The following is a 22,514-nucleotide window of genomic DNA, read 5'->3' as shown; positions in this document are numbered from 1 at the left end:
GTCAATTATGAAACAGCAGCAGCACCGCCAACGATTTCCGAGATCTCTCGGGTAATCGCCGCTTGACGCAGCTTGTTATAAACCAACTGTAAATCGTTAATAAGGTCACCAGCATTATCTGTTGCTGCTTTCATCGCTACCATACGCGAGGACTGCTCAGAAGCGATGTTTTCCATTACCGCCTGATAGACAATCGACTCAATATAACGGCCGAGCAATTCATCAATCAACGTCTTGATGTCAGGCTCGTAGATGTAATCCCAGCTCAGTTCTGTTTGCATACCGCTGTCTTCATCTTCTAGTGAACCTTCTGGCAAAGGCACTAATTGATTGACGGTCGGCTTTTGCGTCATGGCATTGATAAACTGATTGTATACCACATAGATACGGTCTAATTTACCGTTACTGTAGTCTTCAAGCATTGCTTGCACTGGGGCGTTCAATTGCTCAAACGTTGGTTTATCGCCATAATCAGTCACTGCTGATGTCACTTTTCCACCAAAGTTTTTGAAAAAGCTCACACCCTTAGCGCCAATGACTGCAAATTCAGCTTGTACTGACTGGTCTTGATATTGCTGGATACTTTTAGATAAAGCTTTGAATAGATTAACATTCAAGCCACCCGCTAGACCGCGGTCAGAGGTAATGACAATATAGCCAACCTTATTGACTGGACGCGATACCATATACGGATGCTTATAGTCTGATGAGGCATGCACCAAATGTGAAATAACCCGGCGCATACTATCAGCATACGGGCGACCCACTTCCATGCGCTCTTGAGCACGACGCATTTTACTTGCTGCTACCATTTGCATAGCGCGAGTAATTTTCTGGGTGCTTTTAATACTGGTGACTTTGGCACGTATCTCTTTTAAGCTTGCCATAATGATTCCAATATAAGAGGGTTAAAAAGCATTGGCGCATGCGACAATTATTTAATATATAACATCAATCTTACAGAATAATATTCTATATCTTGTGCATTACGCGATCTAATACCGCTAATGGTTAAAACAGTGGCGCAAATATCTGGTCAGATAACGCGCCACCTTTAAAAGGCTGTTATAACCAATTCGGTTTAACCCGTTAAATTAATAACTGTGATTTTGTTTAAAGGTCTCTAAAGCTGACTTTAAACGACCTGCGATATCATCGTTATAGTTCGCAGTATCATCAATCTCACGCATCAATTCACTTTGTTCATCATGCATGTAACGTAAGTAAGCTTCTTCAAAAGAACCAATCTTTTCAACAGGAACGTCAGCTAAGAACCCTTCGTTAGAAGCATAAATAACCGCCGCTTGTTCAGCAATTGACATCGGCTGATACTGCTTTTGCTTCATAAGTTCAGTAACGCGCTCGCCATGATCAAGCTGTTCGCGAGTCGCATCGTCAAGGTCAGAAGCAAACTGAGCGAATGCAGCCAGTTCACGATACTGAGCTAGCGCCGTACGAATACCGCCAGATAGCTTCTTGATAATCTTAGTCTGAGCAGCACCGCCCACACGAGATACCGAGATACCAGCGTTGACTGCTGGACGGATACCTGAGTTGAACAAGCTTGATTCTAAGAAAATCTGACCGTCAGTGATTGAGATCACGTTGGTCGGTACGAATGCAGATACGTCACCTGCTTGGGTTTCAATGATAGGTAGAGCAGTTAGAGAACCTGTTTTACCTTTCACTTCACCATTAGTGAATTTTTCTACGTAATCAGCATTTACACGTGATGCACGCTCAAGTAAGCGTGAATGTAAATAGAAGACATCCCCAGGATACGCTTCGCGGCCTGGTGGACGACGTAATAGTAGTGAAATTTGGCGATAAGCCACTGCTTGCTTTGATAAGTCATCAAATACAATCAATGCATCTTCACCGCGGTCACGGAAGTACTCACCCATCGTACAGCCTGAATATGGTGCGATGTACTGTAGTGCTGCTGGCTCTGACGCTGAAGCAACCACAACCGTGGTATATTCTAGGGCACCAGTTTGCTCAAGCTTACGTACAACGTTAGCAATGGTCGAACGTTTTTGACCGATTGCCACATATACACACTTAATACCAGATGACTTCTGAGCAATGATCGCATCGATAGCCATCGCGGTTTTACCCGTCTGACGGTCACCAATGATAAGCTCACGCTGGCCACGACCGATTGGGATCATGGTATCAACGGCTTTATAACCAGTCATTACTGGCTGATCTACTGATTGACGATCGATAACGCCTGGGGCGATTTTCTCGACTTTATCAGTCATTTTGGCATCGATAGGACCTTTGCCATCAATAGGATTACCTAAGGCGTCAACAACACGACCTAGCAGCTCAGGACCTACTGGCACTTCAAGGATACGACCAGTACAATAGGCTTTTTGACCTTCTTGCAGCTTTAGGTAATCACCAAGTACTACCGCGCCGACAGAATCACGCTCTAAGTTAAGCGCCATTCCATAGATTTCGCCTTCAAACTCAATCATTTCGCCGTACATGGCATCTTCAAGACCATGAATCTGCACGATACCGTCAGATACTTTGACAATCGTGCCTTCATTCTTTGCAGTTGCACCCGCATCAAGGTCTTGAATACGCTGCTTAATCAGGTTACTGATTTCCGCTGGATTCAATTGTTGCATTGCCTTGTTTCCTTTAATTTATGATAACCCGCCCACTGACTTGAATACTCTGATAATTGCGTAGTTATTATATGGCTACGTCAATAAATGGTATCAGGCAGTTAGCTGTGTTTTTAACTGTTGTAACTTGCCGCGCATCGAGTCATCAATGACTTTGTCACCGACCTTGATGGTGGCGCCTGCCAATAGACTCGGATCGACCGACTCGTGAATCACCACACTAGCATTTAGCGATGCGGCAAGACGCGTTTGAAGCGTTTCACGCTGGGCGTCGGTCAATGGATAGGCAGAGGTCACATATGCGTCAAGCTGCTTTAAGCTTATTGCCTTGTGACGGCGATAATGCTCATAAACTTCAGGAAGCAGCGCCAGACGCTCTTGTTCTGATAACTGTTTAACGAAGTTACTAAGTGCTACTGATACCTTTGGATAACTGGCACTACTGTCAGGGCGAACCCCTCGAGTCTCACCTAACAATTGCTTAAAAGCAGAATCGCTAGGGCTAGCTATTTGCGTATCATAAAGATCGATCAAAGCAGCTGACTTATGCTCAGCAGAAACAGCTGGATTGTCTAGCCAAGTGCTAAAAGACTTGTCATTGACAACGGTACTGGCAATAAATAAGAAATCTTCCCACTCATTTACTACCCCGTTTTCGTTGGCATAGTCAAACGCGGCTTTAGCGTACGGTCGTGCTAATGTTGATAAGTCAGCCATTATATCCTCACAATTATAGCTTCGCCGCCAGTTGGTCTAACATGCTGGCATGTTTTTGCACATCGACTTTGTCTTGCAAAATCTTTTCTGCACCAAGTACCGCTAGTTCAGCGACTTGGGCACGCAATGACTCACGCGCTTGATTGATTTCTTGGTCGATAGACGCTTGAGCTTGTTGACGAATACGCTCGCTTTCCGCTTGGGCTTGCGCTTTAGCATCTTCAACAAGCTGATTGGCACTCTTGTTCGCTTGCTCGATTAAAGCAGCAGCTTTGGTCTTTGCAAGATCAAGTTCGTTCTGGACCTCTTGCTCCGCGGTTGCCAAATCTGCTTTCGCTTTTTCTGCGGCATTCAGGCCTTCAGTGATTTTACGCTGACGTTCATTAATGGCACCGATAAGTGGTGGCCACACGAATTTCATGCAAAAAATCACAAATATTGCAAAAGCAATGGCTTGACCGACGAGGGTAAAATTGATATTCACGTGATCACCTCTTTGTTAATGAAAAATCAGTTTCATTGATCATGTTTGGCAGTCAAATTTTGACTATATTTGATAGAAAGCACTTGAGTACCAAACATTTACAACTGAGCTTTCGGATTAACCTGCTAGAGGGTTAGCGAACAACAATAGCATAGCAATACCAACACCGATCATCGGAATAGCATCAAGAAGACCTGCTACGATGAACATACGAGTTTGCAATTGTGAGCCAAGCTCTGGCTGACGCGCAACACCTTCCAAGAATTTGCCACCTAAAATAGCAAAACCAATACCTGTGCCAAGTGCGCCAAGACCGATAAGTAGCGCTACTGCGATAACTGTGTAACCACCTAATACTGGATCCATTGATGTATCCTCATTTACCTATTGAATGTCTAATTAATGTTCAGTTGATGATGCAAGCGACATGTAAACTATCGTCAGCATCATAAATACGAACGCTTGAAGTGTAATAACTAAGATGTGGAAGATAGCCCACGGTACCGATAACGCCCATTGAATCCAAAACGGCATTAGAGCAATCAGTATGAAAATCAACTCACCAGCATACATGTTACCGAATAGACGCAAACCAAGTGATACTGGCTTAGCAATCAAAGTAACGGCTTCTAAGATGAAGTTGATAGGGATCAAAATTGCTTGTACGATTGGGTTTTTGGCACTAAATGGATGTAATGTTAATTCACCAATAAAGCCGCCCAAACCTTTTTCTTTAATGCTATAAAAGATAATCAGTGCAAAGACAGAAAATGACATGCCAAGCGTGATGTTGGGATCAGTCGTTGGAACAATCTTAAAGAAAACATGATGGGGATCGTGGCCCATTGCAGCACCAATTTGACCCGCAATACCTGGAATAAAGTCAACAGGTATTAAGTCCATCAAGTTCATCAAGAAGATCCAAACAAAAATGGTTAACGCCAAAGGCGCAATCAATTTTGACGTTCCACTATACGAATCACGAACATTGCTATCGACAAACTCAACGATCATCTCAACCGCTGCTTGCGTTTTACCTGGCACGCCTGACGTCACTTTTTTTGCAACCATCCAAAAAATGGTGCAAAATAAAATACCCAGACCAATTGACCAAAGCATAGAGTCAAGGTGGATAGCGTTGAAGCCCATTTGCCCCGCTTCTTCAGCAGTATAGGCAACTTTCCAGCCTTCGCCCGGCAGATAGCCGTACGTCCAGTTCGTTAAGTGGTGAGAGATATATTCTGATGATGTTTGCTCGGCTGCCATAATGTAAGCTTCTTATTAATCAACGATTTAATCAACTACCAAAAATATGGTTGTCATCTGATGAGGTTCGATATATTCATTTATCATACTAATTAGCAAATAAATAAATTATATTAAAGCACTCATATAACCAATAACATCCAACCCATAGTTCTATTGCTAATGCAAAATGTAATAACTTGAAATAAATTTTGGTTATCAAAAAAGGGCTTATGATAATTCAGTAATAGCCCTTGAATGTATACGCAAAATTATTATATGTGTGCTTGCTTAGTACCGTGTTTTCACAGCTTGCGCTTAGTGCAGCGCCTATAAGCAGAATATTGAGCCGCTTATATTAATGCAGCGTTGTATTCGTGTAAAGTCAATTATGATTTTTTTATCCGTTGTATGAATAAGTTAGCCATTAGCAATGTTTACTAATATAGCCTTATAAAGATAATTGACTCGTAAACATTCAATCACTTCAGACAGACCTTTTTGTCTATCCCATTACTCATTCATTGCCTATCACGTTTGTTTCAAACGCTCATACAGTGGTCTAAAAATCATCGGTACTGTTTATAAACAGCTTTTATGCTTTGACTTGATAAAACTAGTCATAGAGAAGCTGGACGGCAGGGTGACTTGCTGAGTGCTATTAATCAATTATCTGCATAGCGATTATTTATTAACACTAGCGTATATGCCACAACATCCAACTGTGACTAATTTGCATTACCATAAAACCGATAAACAGCGCAGGCGCTGATAGGGGTTGTACGGTAATAAAAATTAGTGCGAAACCAAACACGGTCAATAACCATTTGGCCATCTGACCTCGGTAAAGCTGGCTAACAATATGTTGGCGCGCGCGATAACCTGTGTACCAAAAAATAAAAAAAGCAAATACTGCTTGAGTGACAAAACTAAGTAGCGCACCAATCGCGGTATTTTTCGCTATGGTCAGCTGACTACTGTTAAACCAAACCGTATCTAATATCGAAACAATTAGGATAAGAATGAATAATATCCATGCTTGGCGTTTGATATAGATGCCGATTTTATCTTTTTGTGTGCGTTTAGCAGGCTTGGTCATGAGTATTTTTATAGACCTATCGCAGTGGGATAATGTCGTATACCTATGCGTACGATATTTTTTATCCTTACACAGCTTACGCTATATCATTACTTTTTAACCAAAATAAAACGCTACTTATTATAAGGAGCCTATCTCCTTTAAGCAAGCATAATATTAAATTTGTCAGTTATTTAACAACAACCTATGACCAAAGCCAAGCACTGTCTACATTTGATTGACTGGAATCATGTGTATACTAACACTTATTTGGTCACTGGTTGCATTTAATCTCATTTACCATCGATACAATCATTGATTTGTTGCGCCATACGCGTCCAACCTTCTACAAATTCTTGACTGTCACTCATGTCTTCAATTTGTACGGTAGTGGTAGTGCTCACTGGCTGTAGCTTAGCAAGTAGGCCTTTTGAGGCTGTGCTCTGATTGACCAGACACATCTGTTTGGCAGGGCGATGCTCGTTTAACCAGCGCAATTGACTGGCTTTTGGAGACAGGTGATGATCTGGGCTTAAGCTACCAGCCAGCTTTACTTGTGCTGCACCCTCTATGTATTGATACGCGTCATGATAGGCCCAATAAGGACGGTCTTTTGAGTTGGTTTTTTGGATTTGAGCGACGGCGGCATCCATACGCTGAGCGAATTTTTTGGTATTGGCTTGGTACGTTTCTTTGTACTCCGGATTGGCGTTGCTATGAATGACTGCCAATGCACGGGTAATGGCTTTAGCGTTTTCTGGATCGAGCCAGATGTGAGGGTCAAGAGTCCCTGCAATCGGTGCGCCTGTGATATCACGAAGCGGATGACGATTAAATGCTTTGAAATCAAACAATGCAATGGCATTAGGAGCGGTATCTAGGCTTCCTTTCAGGCTATTCTCTAAAGCATCACCAAACCAAACCACATATTTGCTGTCTTTAATGGCTTTTTTATCACTTGGGCTGATACTCCCATGATGGCCAACATCGCCAGCTTGTAAGATTTGATTGGCAGCGGGCGTGCCTTCAGTGACCGCTTTGCTAAGTAGAGCCATTGGATGATTACTGACGCTAACCGTTGCTGCTTGTGCCTGTATAGCTAAAGAGCCAAGTAGCATAGCACTTGTCATCAGCACGCTTTTTGATAAGAGGTTTGAACGTAGGGGACGTTTGGAAACTGAGATCATAGTAAGTTCTTAGATAGATGAATAATAGAAGGATGAATCAACATCTTGATAGCGATTGGATGATTGAAAATAGAGATATGTCCAAATGGTTTAAGACAACTCCTCTTTTTTTCACTTTATTATGTTATACTATAACAATAAGAAATACTATGATAAAACAAAAAACACTATAATAAAATGAGCCATTTTATTTTTAGGAGCATGCAGTATGTCCAACGGTTTATCTATGTGCGAACATTTGCATGATGTACAAGACTTTACGCCTCAAGATGTGTCTGAACGTTTGGCGGCAGCCAAAGAACAATGCACCTTAACAGGCGCACGCTTCACCGCGTTGCGTCAACAAATATATCAATTGGTATTAGAAGCCAATAAACCCATTGGTGCCTACGATTTAATCACTCAGTTGCAACAAATGCGCTCGTTGGAATCTGATCCTTCAGATGAGCCGTCAAAAGCATCATCAAAAAAGCAAGCTCCGAAGAATGTTGCACCGCCAACCGTTTATCGCAGTTTGGAGTTTTTGTTAGGTGAAGGCTTGATTCATCAATTGACGTCTATCAATGCTTATGTCCCTTGTTGTCATCCAAGAGCGCAGCATACAGCAGCATTTTTGATTTGTGAGCAGTGCCAGCGTGTCCAAGAATGTAGCAGCTTACCGGTACAAGAAATGATGGGGTTTGCTGAGCAAGACATTGGTTTTGTTGTCGCACGTAGTGTGATTGAGCTGAGCGGTTTGTGTCAGACGTGCCAGTCAAGATAGATCGTTCTCCTTTCTTATTTCTATTCTTTTTTAATTAAGCCGCTGTGACCTTATGAAACCTTCTGCTTCACCTTCGAATAAACAATCGGTCTCCCCTATTGATACTCCCGTTATCGACGCCAAAACGCAACTATTGAGTTTGCAAAACGTCAGTTACTCCATTGGGCAACAGCGATTGCTCTCAGATATTGATATTGATATTGCTGTCAACGAAACGGTGAGTCTTGTCGGTCCTAATGGCGCCGGCAAGTCAACATTGGTAAAGCTGATTTTAGGGTTGATTGATCCAACCAAAGGTGGCATTACCGCACATCAGCCATTACAGCTTGGCTATGTTCCGCAGCGTTTTGCTGTACCACCCATATTGCCGCTACGTGTCAGTGATTTATTGGGTCAAGCCAACAAAAAAAGATTGACCTCTGATCAGCGCCAATTCATTTTTGATAACTTATCCTTAACGCATTTATTATCGCGACAAATGCTGCATTTGTCAGGCGGGGAAACCCAGCGCGTATTGTTGGCTCGGGCATTACTAGACAAGCCCAATTTATTGATTTTGGATGAGCCGATGCAAGGGCTAGATCCTGATACTGAGGTTTGGTTGTATCAGTTCATCGATCAGTTACCAGATTTTTTGCGCTGTGCCATGCTCGTGGTATCCCATGACTTACATTGGGTCATGAGAGGCAGTCGCCGAGTGATTTGTCTGAATAAGCATATTTGTTGCGAGGGTCAACCAAGCGAGCTTGCGATTAGTACAGAATTTCAAAAACTATTTGGACATTACTACGAACAGCCCTATGTACATCAGCCTCACGCTTGTACACATCGCGCACCAAGCGAACTTGAGCTCTAATTATTCTCATCAAACTCACCTAAGCTGAATGCATATAACCTGTATTTAGCGTTGTGCCTTATAAAATTTTACGGATATATATTATGACTGCTTGGTTAGCCATCATCGCCCCTGCTTGGATCGCTGGCAGTATTTTAGCGCTATTATCAGCGCCCTTAGGCTGCTTAGTATTGTGGCGACGTATGGCATTTTTTGCGGATGCATTGGCACATGGTACTTTACTCGGCGTAGCCTTGGCAGTATGGTGGCAATTACCAATGGGTATTGGTATTGGCTTGGTCAGTCTTGTGGTGGTATTTGGCTTGGTATTGATTGATGATGAGCGCTTGCCATCCGATGCAGTATTGGCCGTTGTGGCGGTATCCTTGCTATGCTTGGGGTTATTAACCTTGACGCAGTTGACCGACCATCAGGCCAATGTATTAGGATTCTTATTTGGGAACCTGCTTGAGCTGGATTGGGCTGACTTACCACTGATTGCTGGTAGCGTCGTCGTCGGATTGGGCCTGCTTATTTATATATGGCCGGCGCAAATCAAACTTGCCACCCATGAGGCATTGGCCCGTATTCAGGGCATCAACCCAACCCGCCAGCGACTGTTTTTTATGGGTGTGCTGGCAGGATTTTGCGCGATTGCCTTGCAAGCGGTGGGCAGTTTATTAATCAGTGGCTTGTTGGTCTTGCCAGCACTCACAGCGCGCCTCTGGTCAAAATCACCAAAGCATATGGTGATCATAGCGTTGGTTATTGCACAGCTTGGTGTCACATTAGGCGTTTGGGGTAGCATTTGGCTTGATATACAGACAGGACTCTCTATCGTATTAATTTTAGCCATTTTATTCTTTGTGGCCTTAATTGTCTCAAAATTGATCGCTAAGAAGTTTGGGTCCGCTCGTCACTGATTGCTGTATAGTGCAAAACATTAGTGTTTTGCGCTATTCTTCGATTCAACTTTATTTTATCAATAATGCTAGAGCTTTCATGGACTTTATGTTATAAATTTTTCTTAACATTATCGACAACCACATTGAGTTTTTATTAATGACGTTCATGGATATGACTCATAATGGCAATAAACGATAGAAGGCGCTTACTTATTTATTTTAGCAACATTCATTGTTTTGACTCGATAAGGAGCCCATCCAATGCCCACCTATCCGGCTCATAAAATCAGCACAGCAGATAAACAGGTAAACATCCTACAAATCACAGATTTGCACTTATCAACGCCTCTGACATCTACAGCGGATGGCGATAATAAAGCAGCGGTTTGTCAAGATTGCTTTGAGACCGTTTTACACCAAGCATTGAGTACAGAGATTCGTTGTGATCTGATCATTGTGACTGGCGACTTGGTCAGTCACGTTAAGACCACGATTTATGATCATATTTTTGAGACTCTGCACGCAACTGGTATTCCGTTTGCGTGTATTGCTGGCAACCATGACGTCACCGATGAGGCAGGTTCCGACCTACCATTTTTACAGCGCCAGCTGATTCCTCAGCCAGCCGATACCCGTTTACTGACTCGACATGTTATTGATACAGACTACTGGCAGTTGTTGTTATTGGATTCGTCTATTACGGGTAAAGTGGCAGGCGAAGTGACACCTGCGGATATTGATTGGTTGTGTAAGAGATTAGAGAGCTGCGATAAGCCTGCTTTAATTGCCCTCCATCACCATGTAATACCAGTAGATTCTGCTTGGATTGATGGCCATATGACAGAAAATGCTGAAGATTTTTGGCAACATATGGCTGCATATGACCACTTAAAAGTTATTATCAGTGGTCATACCCATCAAGATCAGATTCGTCAGCGTCAAGGGGTAACAGTTTATAGCACACCCTCTACTTGTTACCAGTTCAAACCTTTTGAAAACGATTTTGCTTATGATAAAAACACGCAGCCTGGTTATCGCTGGTTGCAATTAGCCAACAATGGAGAGGTTGCAAGCTGGGTTGAAAGACTGGATACTTGATGCCCAGATTTATTGACGACTTAATGAGTCTAGCCCGTATGCGTTATGGTTTTCACCCATATGTTTTGGTCAAATGAAAAAGGCTTTACTAAGCAAAGCGGTCGGCAATATGAAAAAGGACTTCATTATTTTTGGAAACAATGATACAACTTATAAAATAAAACGAGAACTGCCCGATACTGGATATTGGGCAGAATTATAGTAGCTAGGATGGCTTAATCGACCACAAGCTAAGCTTTCACAGTCAACGATTTGTAGCATTGTTTAGGCGATGCTATTTAAATAAAAAAATATACAACAATATACCTGACTAGCAATGTGTCAATGTCAGCACATCGAGATACTGTACTATTAGATCAGCTGTGTTACTTGTGTCACCAAGTGGTAAAACGTTTAGTAAAGGGACAAATCATAGCGTTGGTAAATTGATAGCGTCTTGTCTTTTGATACGTCGTTTTATTGAATTAATTTGAGAAAAGTAGGATACCTATATGAGCACCCTGACCACAAACCCGAGTGAAGTGAAGTTTACTCCTTATGTGCCTGCCGACGGCGAAGAGTATATGTCTGATGCGCAGCTAGAGCACTTTAAGGCTATTTTATTAGACTGGAAAAACCAATTGATTGGCGAAGCGGATCGTACTAAGACCTATATCCAAGACGAATCAAGTGCCATGCCAGATATCAACGATCGTGCCACTCAAGAAGAAGAGTTTGCCTTAGCTCTACGTACGCGTGACCGTGAACGCAAGCTCATCCGCAAAATCGACAAATCTATGGCAGAAATTGAAAATGATGACTATGGATTTTGTGAGACTTGTGGTGTAGAGATTGGTCTACGTCGCCTTGAAGCGCGTCCCACAGCGACCCAATGTATTGATTGTAAGACACTGTCTGAAATCAAAGAACGTCAAAACCAAGGCGCTTAGAACGCTTTTTCACACAATACGATGCCTTAAGTAACAACGCGAGCGACCATACTATTGGTCGCTCTTTGCGTTTTATGGTATGCAATTTTGCTAAGCAATCATACCTGACTGTCTTGCATGCGCTAAAGTAAAAACTGGTAATAGGCATAATGACGGTGATGAACCAAATCTGCCTAAAATAGATTTATTTTATGCATATCTTTTTGCGACCATCTTTATTATTCTAGACATATATCTTTTTTATCACGCCTCTTTTATTTTATAAGCCATTCAAATTCTTATGCCAACCTCAATCACACCACCGCCTATTGGCCGCTTTGCCCCTTCGCCCACTGGGGAGTTGCATCTGGGTTCATTAACGACCGCCCTTGCTAGCTTTTGCCACATAAAATCATTGGGTGGTCGATGGCTATTGCGTATTGAAGATACTGATAACGAGCGCTGCGATCAGCAATTTACTGAACAAATCCTCATAGACCTAGAAGCGCTTGGGCTACACTGGGATGGCGATATTATTTATCAATCTGAACGCATTGATATTTATAATGATTATTTATCCTCTGCGCTACGCCCTTTAACCTATGGTTGTGAGTGCTCACGCAAGGATTTGGAGCAGTACTGGGCGAAAGAACAGCAGGCAAATGCTCTCGATGAACCCCATCAATTACAGCCAAATAGAACGCATTACCCACGCTACTGTGTCTCTAAGCAGCTAGATAGACAGCAGCACAAGCTACGCATACAGCTACCAGATTATTGGGTTGGTTTTAATGACGGCATCCAAGGCATACAATGGGACAATCCTCAGCAGACACTGGGAGATATGGTAGCTCGTCGCCAAGATGGTATGATCAATTATATATTGGCAGCAAGTATCGATGATGGTTTGCAAAAGGTCTCTCATATCATGCGTGGTTTGGATATATTGCCTATGACCACAGCACAAGTCAGCATCATGCATGCCGCTCAGCTGCCAGCTGTCGACCATTGGTATCATTTACCACTCATCTGCAATGCAGACGGGCAAAAACTCTCTAAACAAAATCTCGCTCAGCCTATTGATACACGTGACCCTAGCAGTTTAATAGCCATGGCGCTACAACTATTACAACAGCCTGATGTCGACAAAGACACACCTGCCAACATGCTCAAACAGGCGATTGCTCAATGGGATAATACGCCTTTACAAGGCAAACAACAGCTCAGCGCTATTGAGCCATAAGCACAAAAAAGCGCCGCTATTAGCGACGCTTTACCAAACTCAAAAGTCATTTATTAAGACCATTATTACGATAAACGCTACCATAAGATTGGGCTAAATTTTTCAAAGCCTCTGACGTGCCAAACACGCAGCAAGCGAATAAAACTCATACCAGTCTCGCACGTAGCACATTCAATTTTTATCTAGTAATAACGACACTGACTTTTTTCAATCTCAGGGCTCTCTTTGTAGATTTTTAGTAGTAATGCAACCATCACGAGACTAATCAGCATAGACGAACCACCGTAACTGAAGAACGGCATGGTCAAGCCTTTGGTTGGGAGCGCACCCATATTCATACCAGCGTTAATGATTGTCTGCGCGATAAATACCACACCGATACCAAACGCGGTATAGCTCATACGCATTTGACGACGTTTTAGCGCATTATAACTGATACGCATCGCACTACCGATAATCAATGCTTCGAGTATCAGTACCATAGCGACACCAACAAACCCCAACTCTTCACCCGTAATCGCCAACAAGAAATCGGTATGTGCCTCTGGTAGATGCGAGAGTTTTTGTATACTCTCACCATAACCGACACCAGCAAACTCCCCGCGACCAAAAGCAATCAAGCTGCGTGCTAACTGATAATCGGTATCTTGCACATCATCAAAAGGATCGACAAACGACAATACACGCACCAATCGATATTGTGCTGTCGTCACCATGAGAACTGCACCACCAATGGCAGCTGCACCCAACGCTAAAAAATGCTTATAAGGCGCACCAGCAATATAAAAAATTGCAAAAATGGTACCCAAAATCACCACGAAGGAACCAAAGTCTGGTTGTGACAATAGTAAGATGGTTATCAGTGCCACCACCAACATAATCCGTAAAAAGCCATCCAAGCCATTACGTACTTCAAACGAGCGTCGAACCACAAAGTCCGAGACAAAGACAATCATCACCAATTTGGCCAGCTCTGCCACCTGAAAGTTAAAAACGCCCAAATTTAGCCAGCGTTTAGAACCATTAATTGGCGTACTAAATAAAGTAGCGACTAACAATAAACCAGTGATGCCCAGTAATATAAACTGGGTTTCAGTCTTATATAAGGTTCGTAGAGACACACCGTAATAAGGAATAGCGGCAATTATCAGACCGATGGCCATATACAGAAGCTGGTTGTCAAAAAAGTATAGCTCTGTCATACCGCGACTAAGGGCAAAAGGAATGGATGCAGAAGCCACCATCAATAAACTCAGCACCATCATACAGCCAACGCTTGAGATTAAAATGGCACGGGCTGATGGTATAGATAGCACACCATCTGTACCTGAGGCTGGTTTTGGCTGAGATGAGGAACGAAACAAAGAAGAGAGCGCCATAATTTTATATACACTAACGAACGAAAAAACACGGCGTCTATTAAACGCCACCGTTTGAAAAATAAGAAGTAAATCGAATCAGATGCCGATAGTACGACACGACCCTAATAGAGGAATCATGTTATATGTAACATCCATTCCTCATTCAATATAGCCTCAATATGAAACATATCGTTGAGCAAACCGTAGAGGTTACTACCCAATAGGCCAATCATGGTTGACAGTAGCAGTAATCTATAGCCAAAACAATCATTTATACAGAAAATACAAGTGTCTATTTACTCAGACTGCCTGATTGTCCATACCTAGCTGAGCGACGATCTGACTGAAATGTTCACCACGGGCAGCATAACCGCTGTATTGATCAAAGCTGGCACACGCGGGTGACAATAATACAGCCTGCACTTGTGATAGGCTGCTTTTAGTCACTTGCGGTACAGTAGCAAAAGCATTTTCCATGGTCTGACACTGATAAAGTGTGACATCCTCACTGAGCTTAGCGGCTCGAAGATGCTGCTCAATCATCTTGGCATCTTCTCCAATCATTAGCACATGACTGACATATTGGTTGATAAAAGGCGTCAACTCACCAAATTGCTGACCTTTACCCTGCCCGCCTAAAATCAATAATAGCTTACCATCTTTTGGCGCATAGACCTCGCCCAAACCCTGAATAGCAGCTATGGTCGAGCCAATATTAGTGCCTTTTGAATCATTAAAGTAATCGATATCGGCAACTTTGGCCACGTACTGACAGCGATGATCAAGTCCTGAAAACTGTTGCAAAGTCTGTAGCATGCTATCAAGTGGCAAACCAGCAAGCTCGCCCAATGCCAACGCAGCTTGCGCATTGAGCAGATTATGACGACCTTTAATCAACAGTTTGTCTGCCGACAGTAGCCTTTCTGTACCACGCGCCAGATAAGTTTGACCTTCAGAATCGAGGATAAGACCATACTGTCCTTTATCAGGAGCCTGAATACTGGTACTCACTCTCGGCAGGTTATCGGCAACCAGTGGACGAGTTAAGGCGTCTTCTCGATTGATGACGACGGATTTGGCACCTTGAAAGATACGATGTTTTGCTTGATGATAGCCAAGCATATCGCCATGGCGATCCAAATGATCAGGCGACATATTCAATACTGTAGCCACCTGCGCTCCCAAGTTAGTCACCGTTTCTAGCTGGAAGCTCGACAGCTCAAGCACAGCCAACTCCATGTCGTCATTGGTAAGTAGTGTCAAGGCTGGTACGCCTATGTTGCCACCGACACCCACATTGACGCCAGCATCCGCTGCCATCTGTCCAACCAATGTCGTCACCGTACTTTTGGCGTTAGAGCCTGTTATCGCTATTATTGGTACAGTACAAGCCTCACAGAATAGCTGAATGTCACTAACGACAGGAATGTTGGCTTGCCGTGCAGCTGCCACAGCATCAGTAGCAAGAGAGATGCCAGGACTAATAATAATACGCGCGGCTTTCTGTAATAGCTCTGCGTCGATGTTACCAAACTGGCGAATGCTAACCTCAGGCGGTAGCTGACTGGCTAAGCTGGGAGTCTCTTGCGCGTCTGTGACGGCTACCTGATAACCTTGCTCGGCCAAATAGCGCGCAACCGATAGCCCAGACTGTCCCAAACCGACCACAACTTGTAGCCCACTGCCTTTATGAAGTAAAACGTCTGCTGCGGTACTGGTGGTCATATCTATTCCTTCTATAAAATGCACAAAATGGCATCAAACAAACCTAGGGTGGCAATAAGCAAAACGATGCCGCTGAGATGAGAAGCATCATAACGGTATCGCTTAGATTTCGGTACTGCTTTTTTATGACTTTATGCTATGATGCGCCTGTTTTTATATACAGAAGCTAATGTTATAATAGTCATTCTGATTGATATATGATTGGGTATTAACTCACCCATTTTAGTTTATCATGTTGTCACACGTGACGCGCTACTGTCGTTCCTTTAGCAGCAGTCCGTATGTGATCATGATATATCAGACTGTCACTTTTATCTGACAGGTTATTTGTCACTCTCTAACGCAGCACCTCACTGCTGACGCTATTCGTTATTATATACGCTATTTTTAATACCTGACTTTGCGCATCCTATTTTAAACACGATTTTTCGGCAATCTCACAGCGTTTACTCTTGTGTTGATGATTGTCGAGCGTATGCATGATATGGGTTAATAAATCAGTAGCCATGATTCGTATTGGTCTTTAATACTTCAATGCCACAACACGACGAAGCTCATGTTGTTGTAAAAAATGAACCGCTATGATTATAGCGACGCAATCATTTTATCAGTGAATAATGATTACTTTTTTTGCCTCCAACCTTATACAGTTTACTTATGACATCTTTTATTGATAACTTGCGTGATGAGTGGTTTTCCAATATTCGCGGGGACGTTTTATCAGGCTTGGTCGTTGCACTGGCCTTAATTCCAGAAGCCATTGCCTTTTCTATTATCGCAGGGGTTGACCCAAAAGTTGGCTTATACGCTTCGTTTTGTATCGCTGTGGTCATCAGTTTTGTCGGAGGTCGTCCTGCTATGATTTCGGCAGCGACAGGGGCAATGGCACTGGTGATGGTCGATCTGGTTGCCGAGCATGGCTTGCAGTATTTACTGGCAGCGACTTTACTATGCGGTGTCTTTCAGATTGTGATGGGTATCTTAAAACTTGGTAACTTGATGCGCTTTGTGTCGCGCTCAGTGGTCATTGGCTTTGTCAATGCGCTGGCAATATTGATATTTGCTGCCCAGTTGCCAGAGCTAAACCCAATGACTGAAGGCGTTGGTATGACGGTGTATATCATGACCGCAGCGGGTTTAGCAATTATCTATCTGTTCCCGCTTATTCCTAAGATTGGACGTGTCATTCCTTCACCGCTCATTTGTATTGTTGGATTAACCGCTGTCGCGATGTATATGAATCTGGATATTCGTAATGTTGGCAGTATGGGTGATCTACCTGACTCATTACCGATGTTTTTACTGCCTGATATTCCATTGAACCTAAACACGTTGTTTATTATTGCGCCTTATTCTATCGCGCTTGCCATCGTTGGTTTATTAGAGTCTATGATGACAGCCACGATTGTCGATGAGTTGACAGACACACCAAGTGATAAAAACCGTGAATGTCGCGGTCAAGGTATGGCAAACGTTGTGTCTGGTTTTTTTGGTGGTATGGCAGGCTGTGCGATGATTGGTCAGTCTATGATCAATGTCAAATCAGGTGGGCGGACACGGTTGTCTACCTTAATCGCAGGGGTGGTGTTGCTCATCATGGTGGTGTTTTTAAGTGAGTGGGTCAGCCAAATTCCAATGGCAGCCCTCGTGGCAGTGATGATTATGGTCTCCATCGGTACGTTTAATTGGCAATCTATTCGCGAGTTTAAAACGCATCCTATGTCCTTCAATATTGTGATGTTAGCGACCGTTTTGACTACCGTGTTTACACACAACTTGGCTTATGGCGTCGGCGTGGGTGTGTTGTTCTCTGCCTTGGCATTTGCCAATAAGATTGGTCAATTTTTAACCATATTTAGTGAGTATGATGAAAGCAGCAACACGCGCTATTATTATGTGCAAGGGCAAGTTTTCTTTGCGTCTACGACACAATTTTTAGGCAGTTTTGATACCAAAGAAGCATTGGACAACGTTCAGATCGACGTCAGCCAAGCACATTTTTGGGATGTCAGTGCCGTCGATACGCTAGATAAGCTGGTTATGCGCTTGCAACGCGAAGGTACAGATGTCAAAGTGGTAGGACTCAATCATGCAAGCCGAACATTGATTGATCGCTTTTCTGTCCATGATCTTCGCGAGATTGGTTTGCTCGATTAGCCAACGCTATATCTATTGATCGAACCAACAGTTAGATATCGATCATCAATAAACGGTTGAATAAACAGCTGTACTGGCATAAAAGACGGGGTGTCAATCTGATGCCCTGACTTGAAGCAAGCAGCTGCATCTTATTACTGCAATGATAGAGTGGTCTTATGAGTAATTTAAAACCCGATAGTGTGATAGCCTGTTTAGACTGCCCAGATCACGTACAGGCCGTACTAGAAGCAAGTATGTGGGCTTCTACCCGTATGCAAGCGCCTGTGGGATTGCTACATTCTGTACCCAGCTTACAGCAAAAAGCCGCTGTCAATTATTCAGGCTGTTTGAATATTGATGATGAAAACACATTGCTAGAGCAGTTCACAACCACAGAGCATTTGGGTAATTGTGAGCTAAAATCGCAAGGCAAGCTGCTCCTACATCAAGCCACTACCTATTGCGAACAGCAGCGTCACAAGCTCAAGACCTATACCTTACATCGTCACGAAAACTTGAGCGAAAGTATCGATTATGTCGATGATGAAGCACAATTGATTGTGATCGGTCACCATGTGACCTGCAAATCAACATTGGGCCAACTGATTAGAGTCAGTCACTGCCCCATTTTGGTGACGCATGCACCATTTTTGCCCCCTACTACCGCACTATTTGCCTTTGATAACAGTCCAACGTCCCACAAACTCCTTAATTGGCTGTGCAAAACGTCTCTCGTTCGTGCCTTGACGGTTCACATTGTCATGGTGGGTAAAGAGAATTCTGAGAACTGTGATGCGCTACGTGAAGCCTATGCACGCCTTAGACAAGCCGGTATCAAATCCAAAAAAGCCCTATTGGACTGCCGTGACGTGACTGCGGCTTTGAATTACTATCAGACGCAAAATAATATCGGGCTTTTGATGACGGGTGCTTTTGGTCAATCTCGTCTGCGTGGCCTACTAAAAGGCAGCGATACCAAAAAACTGCTACACAGTACTAAAACCCCTTATCTTCTTTTACCGAAAGCCTACGCGTAGTCTTGGGCCCAAGCCCCCTCTATCTACACGCAGAGCATGAGTAGTACCATGCTCTGCTGCTTGTCATTATCGACCTCTTCTCTGCATTCTCGTTTTATCAGACTCTGACATTGTATTGTCAAATCAGGTTAGCAAAACATCACATGAAATAAGGGGATAGCCTCCCCAAGCACTCAAAAAGTTGGTTATAATAAAGTTTTCGTTGGTTCACGCCAACGGTTAATAGACATTAGTGATGCTGATTACAATTGCTGTTGCCGTTGCAGTCGGGTCAGTATCTTTTGCCACTGCTGTACTCATTTTTAGAAAATATAGCCAATTTACCTCCCCCCTTGAGTAAATTGGCACAGTTCTTGAATGACTAATAGTAAGCAAGGCAGCGATACGATACATACTAATAGTCTCTATCAACCTGCGGCATCACACAAATAAGGAATTTTTTATGAAGCTAATCACTGCGATCTTAAAACCGTTTAAGCTCGATGATGTACGTGAAGCGCTTTCTGACATCGGAGTAAAAGGTGTCACTGTTACTGAGGTCAAAGGTTTCGGTCGTCAAAAAGGTCACACAGAACTTTATCGTGGCGCAGAGTACGTGGTGGATTTTTTACCTAAAGTAAAAGTTGAAGTGGCGGTTATCGATGAGATGGTTGAACCTGCTATCGAAGCCATTACTCGCATTGCTAGTACAGGTAAAATCGGTGATGGCAAAATCTTTGTCACGGCGCTTGAGCAAGTCATCCGTATCCGTACAGGCGAGACGGGTCCTGATGCTATCTAACGCACCAGACCACTCTATAGACAGATCATAACAGTCATACCTATAGCTTATTGCATCAATTCAAGGGGGAATTAACATGCAAAACCAAATCTTCGAGCTCCAGTACGCACTTGATACCTTTTATTTTTTAATATGTGGGGCGCTAGTCATGTGGATGGCGGCGGGCTTCACCATGCTAGAAGCTGGTCTGGTTCGTTCAAAAAACACAGTTGAAATCTTAACCAAAAACGTCGCGCTTTTTGCTACTGCCAGTATCATGTACATGGTATGTGGTTACGCCATTATGTATGGCGGCGATTTTTTCTTAAGCGGTATCGCAGGCGGTGAAACATTGGTACAAGATGCGTTGGCTGCTTCAGCAGAAAATGGCTTTGATGGTGATTCTGTTTATTCCGCTGCGTCTGACTTCTTTTTCCAAGTGGTATTTGTTGCCACCTGTATGTCAATCGTATCGGGTGCAGTGGCTGAGCGTATGAAGCTATGGTCTTTCTTACTATTTGCCGTCATTATGACTGGATTTATTTATCCATTGGAAGGCAGCTGGACATGGGGCGGCAACGACGTCTTTGGCTTATACAATCTTGGCGACATGGGTTTTTCTGACTTTGCCGGCTCTGGTATCGTCCATATGGCAGGGGCAGCAGCAGCTTTGGCGGGTGTCTTATTACTAGGTGCACGTAAAGGCAAATATGGCTCTAATGGCGAGATACGTGCCATTCCTGGGGCAAACTTACCACTTGCGGCACTTGGTACACTTATCTTATGGATGGGCTGGTTCGGCTTCAATGGTGGCTCTGTGTTGAAGCTTGGTGATATTGCGAGTGCCAACTCAGTTGCCATGGTATTTTTGAATACCAATGCAGCAGCAGCAGGCGGTGCTATTGGCGCATTATTAATCGCTCGCTTGATTTTTGGTAAAGCAGATTTAACCATGCTCTTAAATGGTGCACTTGCAGGTTTGGTTGCAATTACGGCAGAACCTTCTACGCCTTCTGCCCTGCAAGCCACTATCTTTGGTTTGATCGCTGGTGTCATCGTGGTACTGTCTATCTTAGCATTGGATAAAATAAAAATAGATGATCCAGTTGGTGCTATTTCAGTTCACGGTGTGGTAGGTTTGTTCGGTCTACTTATCGTACCAATTACCAATCCAGACGTCACGTTTATTGGACAGCTTGCTGGTGCTGCCACCATCTTTGTATGGGTATTCGTTGCAAGCTTAATCGTCTGGTCAATTATCAAATTAGTGATTGGTCTACGTATCTCTGAAGAAGATGAATATGAAGGTGCCGATATTGCTGAGTGTGGTATGGAAGCGTATCCAGAGTTTGTCAGATAATATGACTAAATAACTATCCAACAAAAAACCCGCAGAGCCAAAAGGTTCTGCGGGTTTTTTATTGGTTATAACTTTATAAAAAAATATAGATCAGCTTATTTCTTTTTCCATTGTTGACTGCGTGAAAATGGCCCGATATACCCTTTGATGTTTAAGGTATTGCCACTTAAGCTGGCTGTCATACGATAGTCTTTACCTTTTGCTGGATCAGTGATAGTACCGCCACTATATTTGCCATTGCCATCAGACTTCAAACCCTTGATGACTGTCGTACCGATATATTGTTTACCTTTTTCTGTATTGGCAGCAATGAGTTTACCAGTCAATACGCCATTAGATTCAGTGATTTTTACAGTACCTTTTGGCTGACCTTCATCAAACGTCTGCCAAGTGGTGTTGGCTAATGGGTCGGCGGCAAATGCCATGCTAGCAACACTGATACCAACAACAGCTAATGTGGTTTTTGTAAATAGTTTCATAGATTGACTCCCTTCATACAATGATTGCTCGAAACATGATGTTTCTGATTTCTATGCTTATCCTTTGCTAGAATTTCCTACTATAGACACCACGATTTTATATAATGTAAAAGATATGTATCGTGTTTGCCTGCTAGTTTTTTCAAAGACATAAGCGATGTCTTGAATTCATTATAAGCAATTTTTAGCATTTGCCTAGTAATTTTTTTGCGCATTATTCTTTCCAGAAAACAAAACCATATCAAAGAGTTACAAGAAGGGGTTGTCGATATTTTTGCCCACTTGGTCATCTTTTTCTTTTGACTTGGTCTCAGAGTTACTATACAGGCTATGACTTTCAAACGCTTGGACAACTCTGTTTGCCAGCTCCTGCAACTGCTTGGCTTGCTCATACCCAGCGGGGTCTAGCGTCAATTCAACATCACCATACATAATGATTTTATCTTCTTGATTCTCAATGACAAGCTCGCCTATCTGCATGCTTTGGTGGTTGTTAGCAAATGGTTCAATCATCTTGTCATCCTTTTTATTGACACGCTTTTACTTATATT

Annotated in this window: 22 protein-coding genes; 10 read left to right on the top strand and 12 right to left on the bottom strand. The window is 43.0% G+C overall.

The annotated features are described in order from the left end of the window. Window positions 1-5: 5 nt before the first annotated feature. The 8 genes from atpG to CZ794_RS06925 all read right to left on the bottom strand — a co-directional run bounded on the left by atpG (window position 6) and on the right by CZ794_RS06925 (window position 7,350). Entirely contained in the window at window positions 6-887 is an 882-nt protein-coding gene (atpG, locus tag CZ794_RS06960; protein WP_087040913.1) for a F0F1 ATP synthase subunit gamma, read from the bottom strand. A 207-nt stretch (window positions 888-1,094) separates the two neighbouring features. Next, the gene (gene atpA / locus CZ794_RS06955) at window positions 1,095-2,639 is read right to left on the bottom strand and encodes a F0F1 ATP synthase subunit alpha (protein WP_087040912.1); all 1,545 of its coding nucleotides are present in this window, start codon (window positions 2,637-2,639) and stop codon (window positions 1,095-1,097) included. 93 nt (window positions 2,640-2,732) lie between these two features. After that, window positions 2,733-3,356, bottom strand: coding sequence for a F0F1 ATP synthase subunit delta (locus tag CZ794_RS06950; protein ID WP_087040911.1), 624 nt, complete (start codon window positions 3,354-3,356; stop codon window positions 2,733-2,735). A gap of 13 nt (window positions 3,357-3,369) precedes the next feature. Beyond that, window positions 3,370-3,840 carry a F0F1 ATP synthase subunit B gene (locus CZ794_RS06945; protein ID WP_062845639.1) on the bottom strand — a complete coding sequence of 157 codons (471 nt, stop codon included), beginning with the start codon at window positions 3,838-3,840 and terminating at the stop codon, window positions 3,370-3,372. 117 nt (window positions 3,841-3,957) lie between these two features. Beyond that, window positions 3,958-4,206, bottom strand: coding sequence for a F0F1 ATP synthase subunit C (gene atpE, locus CZ794_RS06940; RefSeq protein ID WP_010197960.1), 249 nt, complete (start codon window positions 4,204-4,206; stop codon window positions 3,958-3,960). 33 nt (window positions 4,207-4,239) lie between these two features. After that, a complete protein-coding gene (gene atpB / locus CZ794_RS06935; RefSeq protein WP_087040910.1) occupies window positions 4,240-5,106 on the bottom strand; it encodes a F0F1 ATP synthase subunit A in 867 nt (288 codons plus the stop codon). A 676-nt stretch (window positions 5,107-5,782) separates the two neighbouring features. Beyond that, complete coding sequence (locus CZ794_RS06930; protein ID WP_087040909.1) at window positions 5,783-6,184, bottom strand: ATP synthase subunit I; 402 nt, start codon at window positions 6,182-6,184, stop codon at window positions 5,783-5,785. A gap of 272 nt (window positions 6,185-6,456) precedes the next feature. Next, window positions 6,457-7,350, bottom strand: coding sequence for a metal ABC transporter solute-binding protein, Zn/Mn family (locus CZ794_RS06925; protein WP_087040908.1), 894 nt, complete (start codon window positions 7,348-7,350; stop codon window positions 6,457-6,459). A gap of 208 nt (window positions 7,351-7,558) precedes the next feature. Here CZ794_RS06925 and CZ794_RS06920 point away from each other — a divergent pair, with 208 nt between their 5' ends. The 6 genes from CZ794_RS06920 (at window position 7,559) to gluQRS (ending at window position 13,102) form a co-directional block, all read left to right on the top strand. Continuing rightward, on the top strand, window positions 7,559-8,113 hold the full coding sequence (locus CZ794_RS06920; RefSeq protein WP_087040907.1) for a Fur family transcriptional regulator: 555 nt from the start codon (window positions 7,559-7,561) through the stop codon (window positions 8,111-8,113). Between the two features lie 52 nt (window positions 8,114-8,165). Continuing rightward, the gene (locus tag CZ794_RS06915; protein ID WP_179207269.1) at window positions 8,166-8,969 is read left to right on the top strand and encodes a metal ABC transporter ATP-binding protein; all 804 of its coding nucleotides are present in this window, start codon (window positions 8,166-8,168) and stop codon (window positions 8,967-8,969) included. A gap of 83 nt (window positions 8,970-9,052) precedes the next feature. Then, entirely contained in the window at window positions 9,053-9,871 is an 819-nt protein-coding gene (locus CZ794_RS06910; protein WP_087040906.1) for a metal ABC transporter permease, read from the top strand. Between the two features lie 243 nt (window positions 9,872-10,114). Beyond that, entirely contained in the window at window positions 10,115-10,951 is an 837-nt protein-coding gene (locus CZ794_RS06905; protein WP_087040905.1) for a metallophosphoesterase, read from the top strand. A gap of 491 nt (window positions 10,952-11,442) precedes the next feature. Further along, complete coding sequence (gene dksA / locus CZ794_RS06900; protein ID WP_087040904.1) at window positions 11,443-11,880, top strand: RNA polymerase-binding protein DksA; 438 nt, start codon at window positions 11,443-11,445, stop codon at window positions 11,878-11,880. 280 nt (window positions 11,881-12,160) lie between these two features. Beyond that, window positions 12,161-13,102, top strand: a complete 942-nt coding sequence (gene gluQRS, locus CZ794_RS06895; protein WP_179207268.1) for a tRNA glutamyl-Q(34) synthetase GluQRS — start codon at window positions 12,161-12,163, stop codon at window positions 13,100-13,102. Between the two features lie 182 nt (window positions 13,103-13,284). Here the strand turns inward: gluQRS and ftsW are convergent, their stop codons facing one another. Continuing rightward, a complete protein-coding gene (gene ftsW / locus CZ794_RS06890) occupies window positions 13,285-14,481 on the bottom strand; it encodes a putative lipid II flippase FtsW (RefSeq protein WP_179207267.1) in 1,197 nt (398 codons plus the stop codon). A 282-nt stretch (window positions 14,482-14,763) separates the two neighbouring features. After that, the gene (gene murD, locus CZ794_RS06885) at window positions 14,764-16,188 is read right to left on the bottom strand and encodes a UDP-N-acetylmuramoyl-L-alanine--D-glutamate ligase (protein ID WP_087040903.1); all 1,425 of its coding nucleotides are present in this window, start codon (window positions 16,186-16,188) and stop codon (window positions 14,764-14,766) included. 657 nt (window positions 16,189-16,845) lie between these two features. On the opposite strand from murD, the gene CZ794_RS06880 reads away from it, so the two are divergent. The 4 genes from CZ794_RS06880 to CZ794_RS06865 all read left to right on the top strand — a co-directional run bounded on the left by CZ794_RS06880 (window position 16,846) and on the right by CZ794_RS06865 (window position 21,484). Further along, window positions 16,846-18,345, top strand: coding sequence for a SulP family inorganic anion transporter (locus tag CZ794_RS06880; protein WP_087040902.1), 1,500 nt, complete (start codon window positions 16,846-16,848; stop codon window positions 18,343-18,345). Between the two features lie 158 nt (window positions 18,346-18,503). Further along, window positions 18,504-19,364 (top strand): universal stress protein, encoded by an 861-nt coding sequence (locus CZ794_RS06875; protein ID WP_087040901.1) that lies wholly within the window; start codon window positions 18,504-18,506, stop codon window positions 19,362-19,364. Between the two features lie 442 nt (window positions 19,365-19,806). Next, window positions 19,807-20,145 (top strand): P-II family nitrogen regulator, encoded by a 339-nt coding sequence (locus CZ794_RS06870; protein WP_010197981.1) that lies wholly within the window; start codon window positions 19,807-19,809, stop codon window positions 20,143-20,145. A gap of 76 nt (window positions 20,146-20,221) precedes the next feature. Beyond that, window positions 20,222-21,484, top strand: coding sequence for an ammonium transporter (locus tag CZ794_RS06865; protein WP_087040900.1), 1,263 nt, complete (start codon window positions 20,222-20,224; stop codon window positions 21,482-21,484). 95 nt (window positions 21,485-21,579) lie between these two features. Here the strand turns inward: CZ794_RS06865 and CZ794_RS06860 are convergent, their stop codons facing one another. Both CZ794_RS06860 and CZ794_RS06855 read right to left on the bottom strand, forming a co-directional pair. Then, on the bottom strand, window positions 21,580-21,963 hold the full coding sequence (locus CZ794_RS06860) for a DUF2147 domain-containing protein (RefSeq protein WP_087040899.1): 384 nt from the start codon (window positions 21,961-21,963) through the stop codon (window positions 21,580-21,582). Window positions 21,964-22,212: 249 nt separating this feature from the next. Beyond that, entirely contained in the window at window positions 22,213-22,476 is a 264-nt protein-coding gene (locus CZ794_RS06855) for a hypothetical protein (RefSeq protein ID WP_087040898.1), read from the bottom strand. Window positions 22,477-22,514: the final 38 nt, after the last annotated feature.

The organism is Psychrobacter sp. JB385, from assembly GCF_900163785.1.
In the GTDB taxonomy this organism is placed as follows: Bacteria; Pseudomonadota; Gammaproteobacteria; order Pseudomonadales; family Moraxellaceae; genus Psychrobacter.
This window is presented reverse-complemented; position numbering and strand designations above follow the sequence as displayed.

What these genes read in the sequence shown, in the direction of transcription:
- atpG (WP_087040913.1), bottom strand. Translation starts at nt 887, where the DNA reads ATGGCAAGCTTAAAAGAGATACGTGCCAAAGTCACCAGTATTAAAAGC.
- atpA (WP_087040912.1), bottom strand. Translation starts at nt 2,639, where the DNA reads ATGCAACAATTGAATCCAGCGGAAATCAGTAACCTGATTAAGCAGCGT.
- CZ794_RS06950 (WP_087040911.1), bottom strand. Translation starts at nt 3,356, where the DNA reads ATGGCTGACTTATCAACATTAGCACGACCGTACGCTAAAGCCGCGTTT.
- atpE (WP_010197960.1), bottom strand. Translation starts at nt 4,206, where the DNA reads ATGGATCCAGTATTAGGTGGTTACACAGTTATCGCAGTAGCGCTACTT.
- atpB (WP_087040910.1), bottom strand. Translation starts at nt 5,106, where the DNA reads ATGGCAGCCGAGCAAACATCATCAGAATATATCTCTCACCACTTAACG.
- CZ794_RS06930 (WP_087040909.1), bottom strand. Translation starts at nt 6,184, where the DNA reads ATGACCAAGCCTGCTAAACGCACACAAAAAGATAAAATCGGCATCTAT.
- CZ794_RS06925 (WP_087040908.1), bottom strand. Translation starts at nt 7,350, where the DNA reads ATGATCTCAGTTTCCAAACGTCCCCTACGTTCAAACCTCTTATCAAAA.
- CZ794_RS06920 (WP_087040907.1), top strand. Translation starts at nt 7,559, where the DNA reads ATGTCCAACGGTTTATCTATGTGCGAACATTTGCATGATGTACAAGAC.
- CZ794_RS06915 (WP_179207269.1), top strand. Translation starts at nt 8,166, where the DNA reads ATGAAACCTTCTGCTTCACCTTCGAATAAACAATCGGTCTCCCCTATT.
- CZ794_RS06910 (WP_087040906.1), top strand. Translation starts at nt 9,053, where the DNA reads ATGACTGCTTGGTTAGCCATCATCGCCCCTGCTTGGATCGCTGGCAGT.
- CZ794_RS06905 (WP_087040905.1), top strand. Translation starts at nt 10,115, where the DNA reads ATGCCCACCTATCCGGCTCATAAAATCAGCACAGCAGATAAACAGGTA.
- dksA (WP_087040904.1), top strand. Translation starts at nt 11,443, where the DNA reads ATGAGCACCCTGACCACAAACCCGAGTGAAGTGAAGTTTACTCCTTAT.
- gluQRS (WP_179207268.1), top strand. Translation starts at nt 12,161, where the DNA reads ATGCCAACCTCAATCACACCACCGCCTATTGGCCGCTTTGCCCCTTCG.
- ftsW (WP_179207267.1), bottom strand. Translation starts at nt 14,481, where the DNA reads ATGGCGCTCTCTTCTTTGTTTCGTTCCTCATCTCAGCCAAAACCAGCC.
- murD (WP_087040903.1), bottom strand. Translation starts at nt 16,188, where the DNA reads ATGACCACCAGTACCGCAGCAGACGTTTTACTTCATAAAGGCAGTGGG.
- CZ794_RS06880 (WP_087040902.1), top strand. Translation starts at nt 16,846, where the DNA reads ATGACATCTTTTATTGATAACTTGCGTGATGAGTGGTTTTCCAATATT.
- CZ794_RS06875 (WP_087040901.1), top strand. Translation starts at nt 18,504, where the DNA reads ATGAGTAATTTAAAACCCGATAGTGTGATAGCCTGTTTAGACTGCCCA.
- CZ794_RS06870 (WP_010197981.1), top strand. Translation starts at nt 19,807, where the DNA reads ATGAAGCTAATCACTGCGATCTTAAAACCGTTTAAGCTCGATGATGTA.
- CZ794_RS06865 (WP_087040900.1), top strand. Translation starts at nt 20,222, where the DNA reads ATGCAAAACCAAATCTTCGAGCTCCAGTACGCACTTGATACCTTTTAT.
- CZ794_RS06860 (WP_087040899.1), bottom strand. Translation starts at nt 21,963, where the DNA reads ATGAAACTATTTACAAAAACCACATTAGCTGTTGTTGGTATCAGTGTT.
- CZ794_RS06855 (WP_087040898.1), bottom strand. Translation starts at nt 22,476, where the DNA reads ATGATTGAACCATTTGCTAACAACCACCAAAGCATGCAGATAGGCGAG.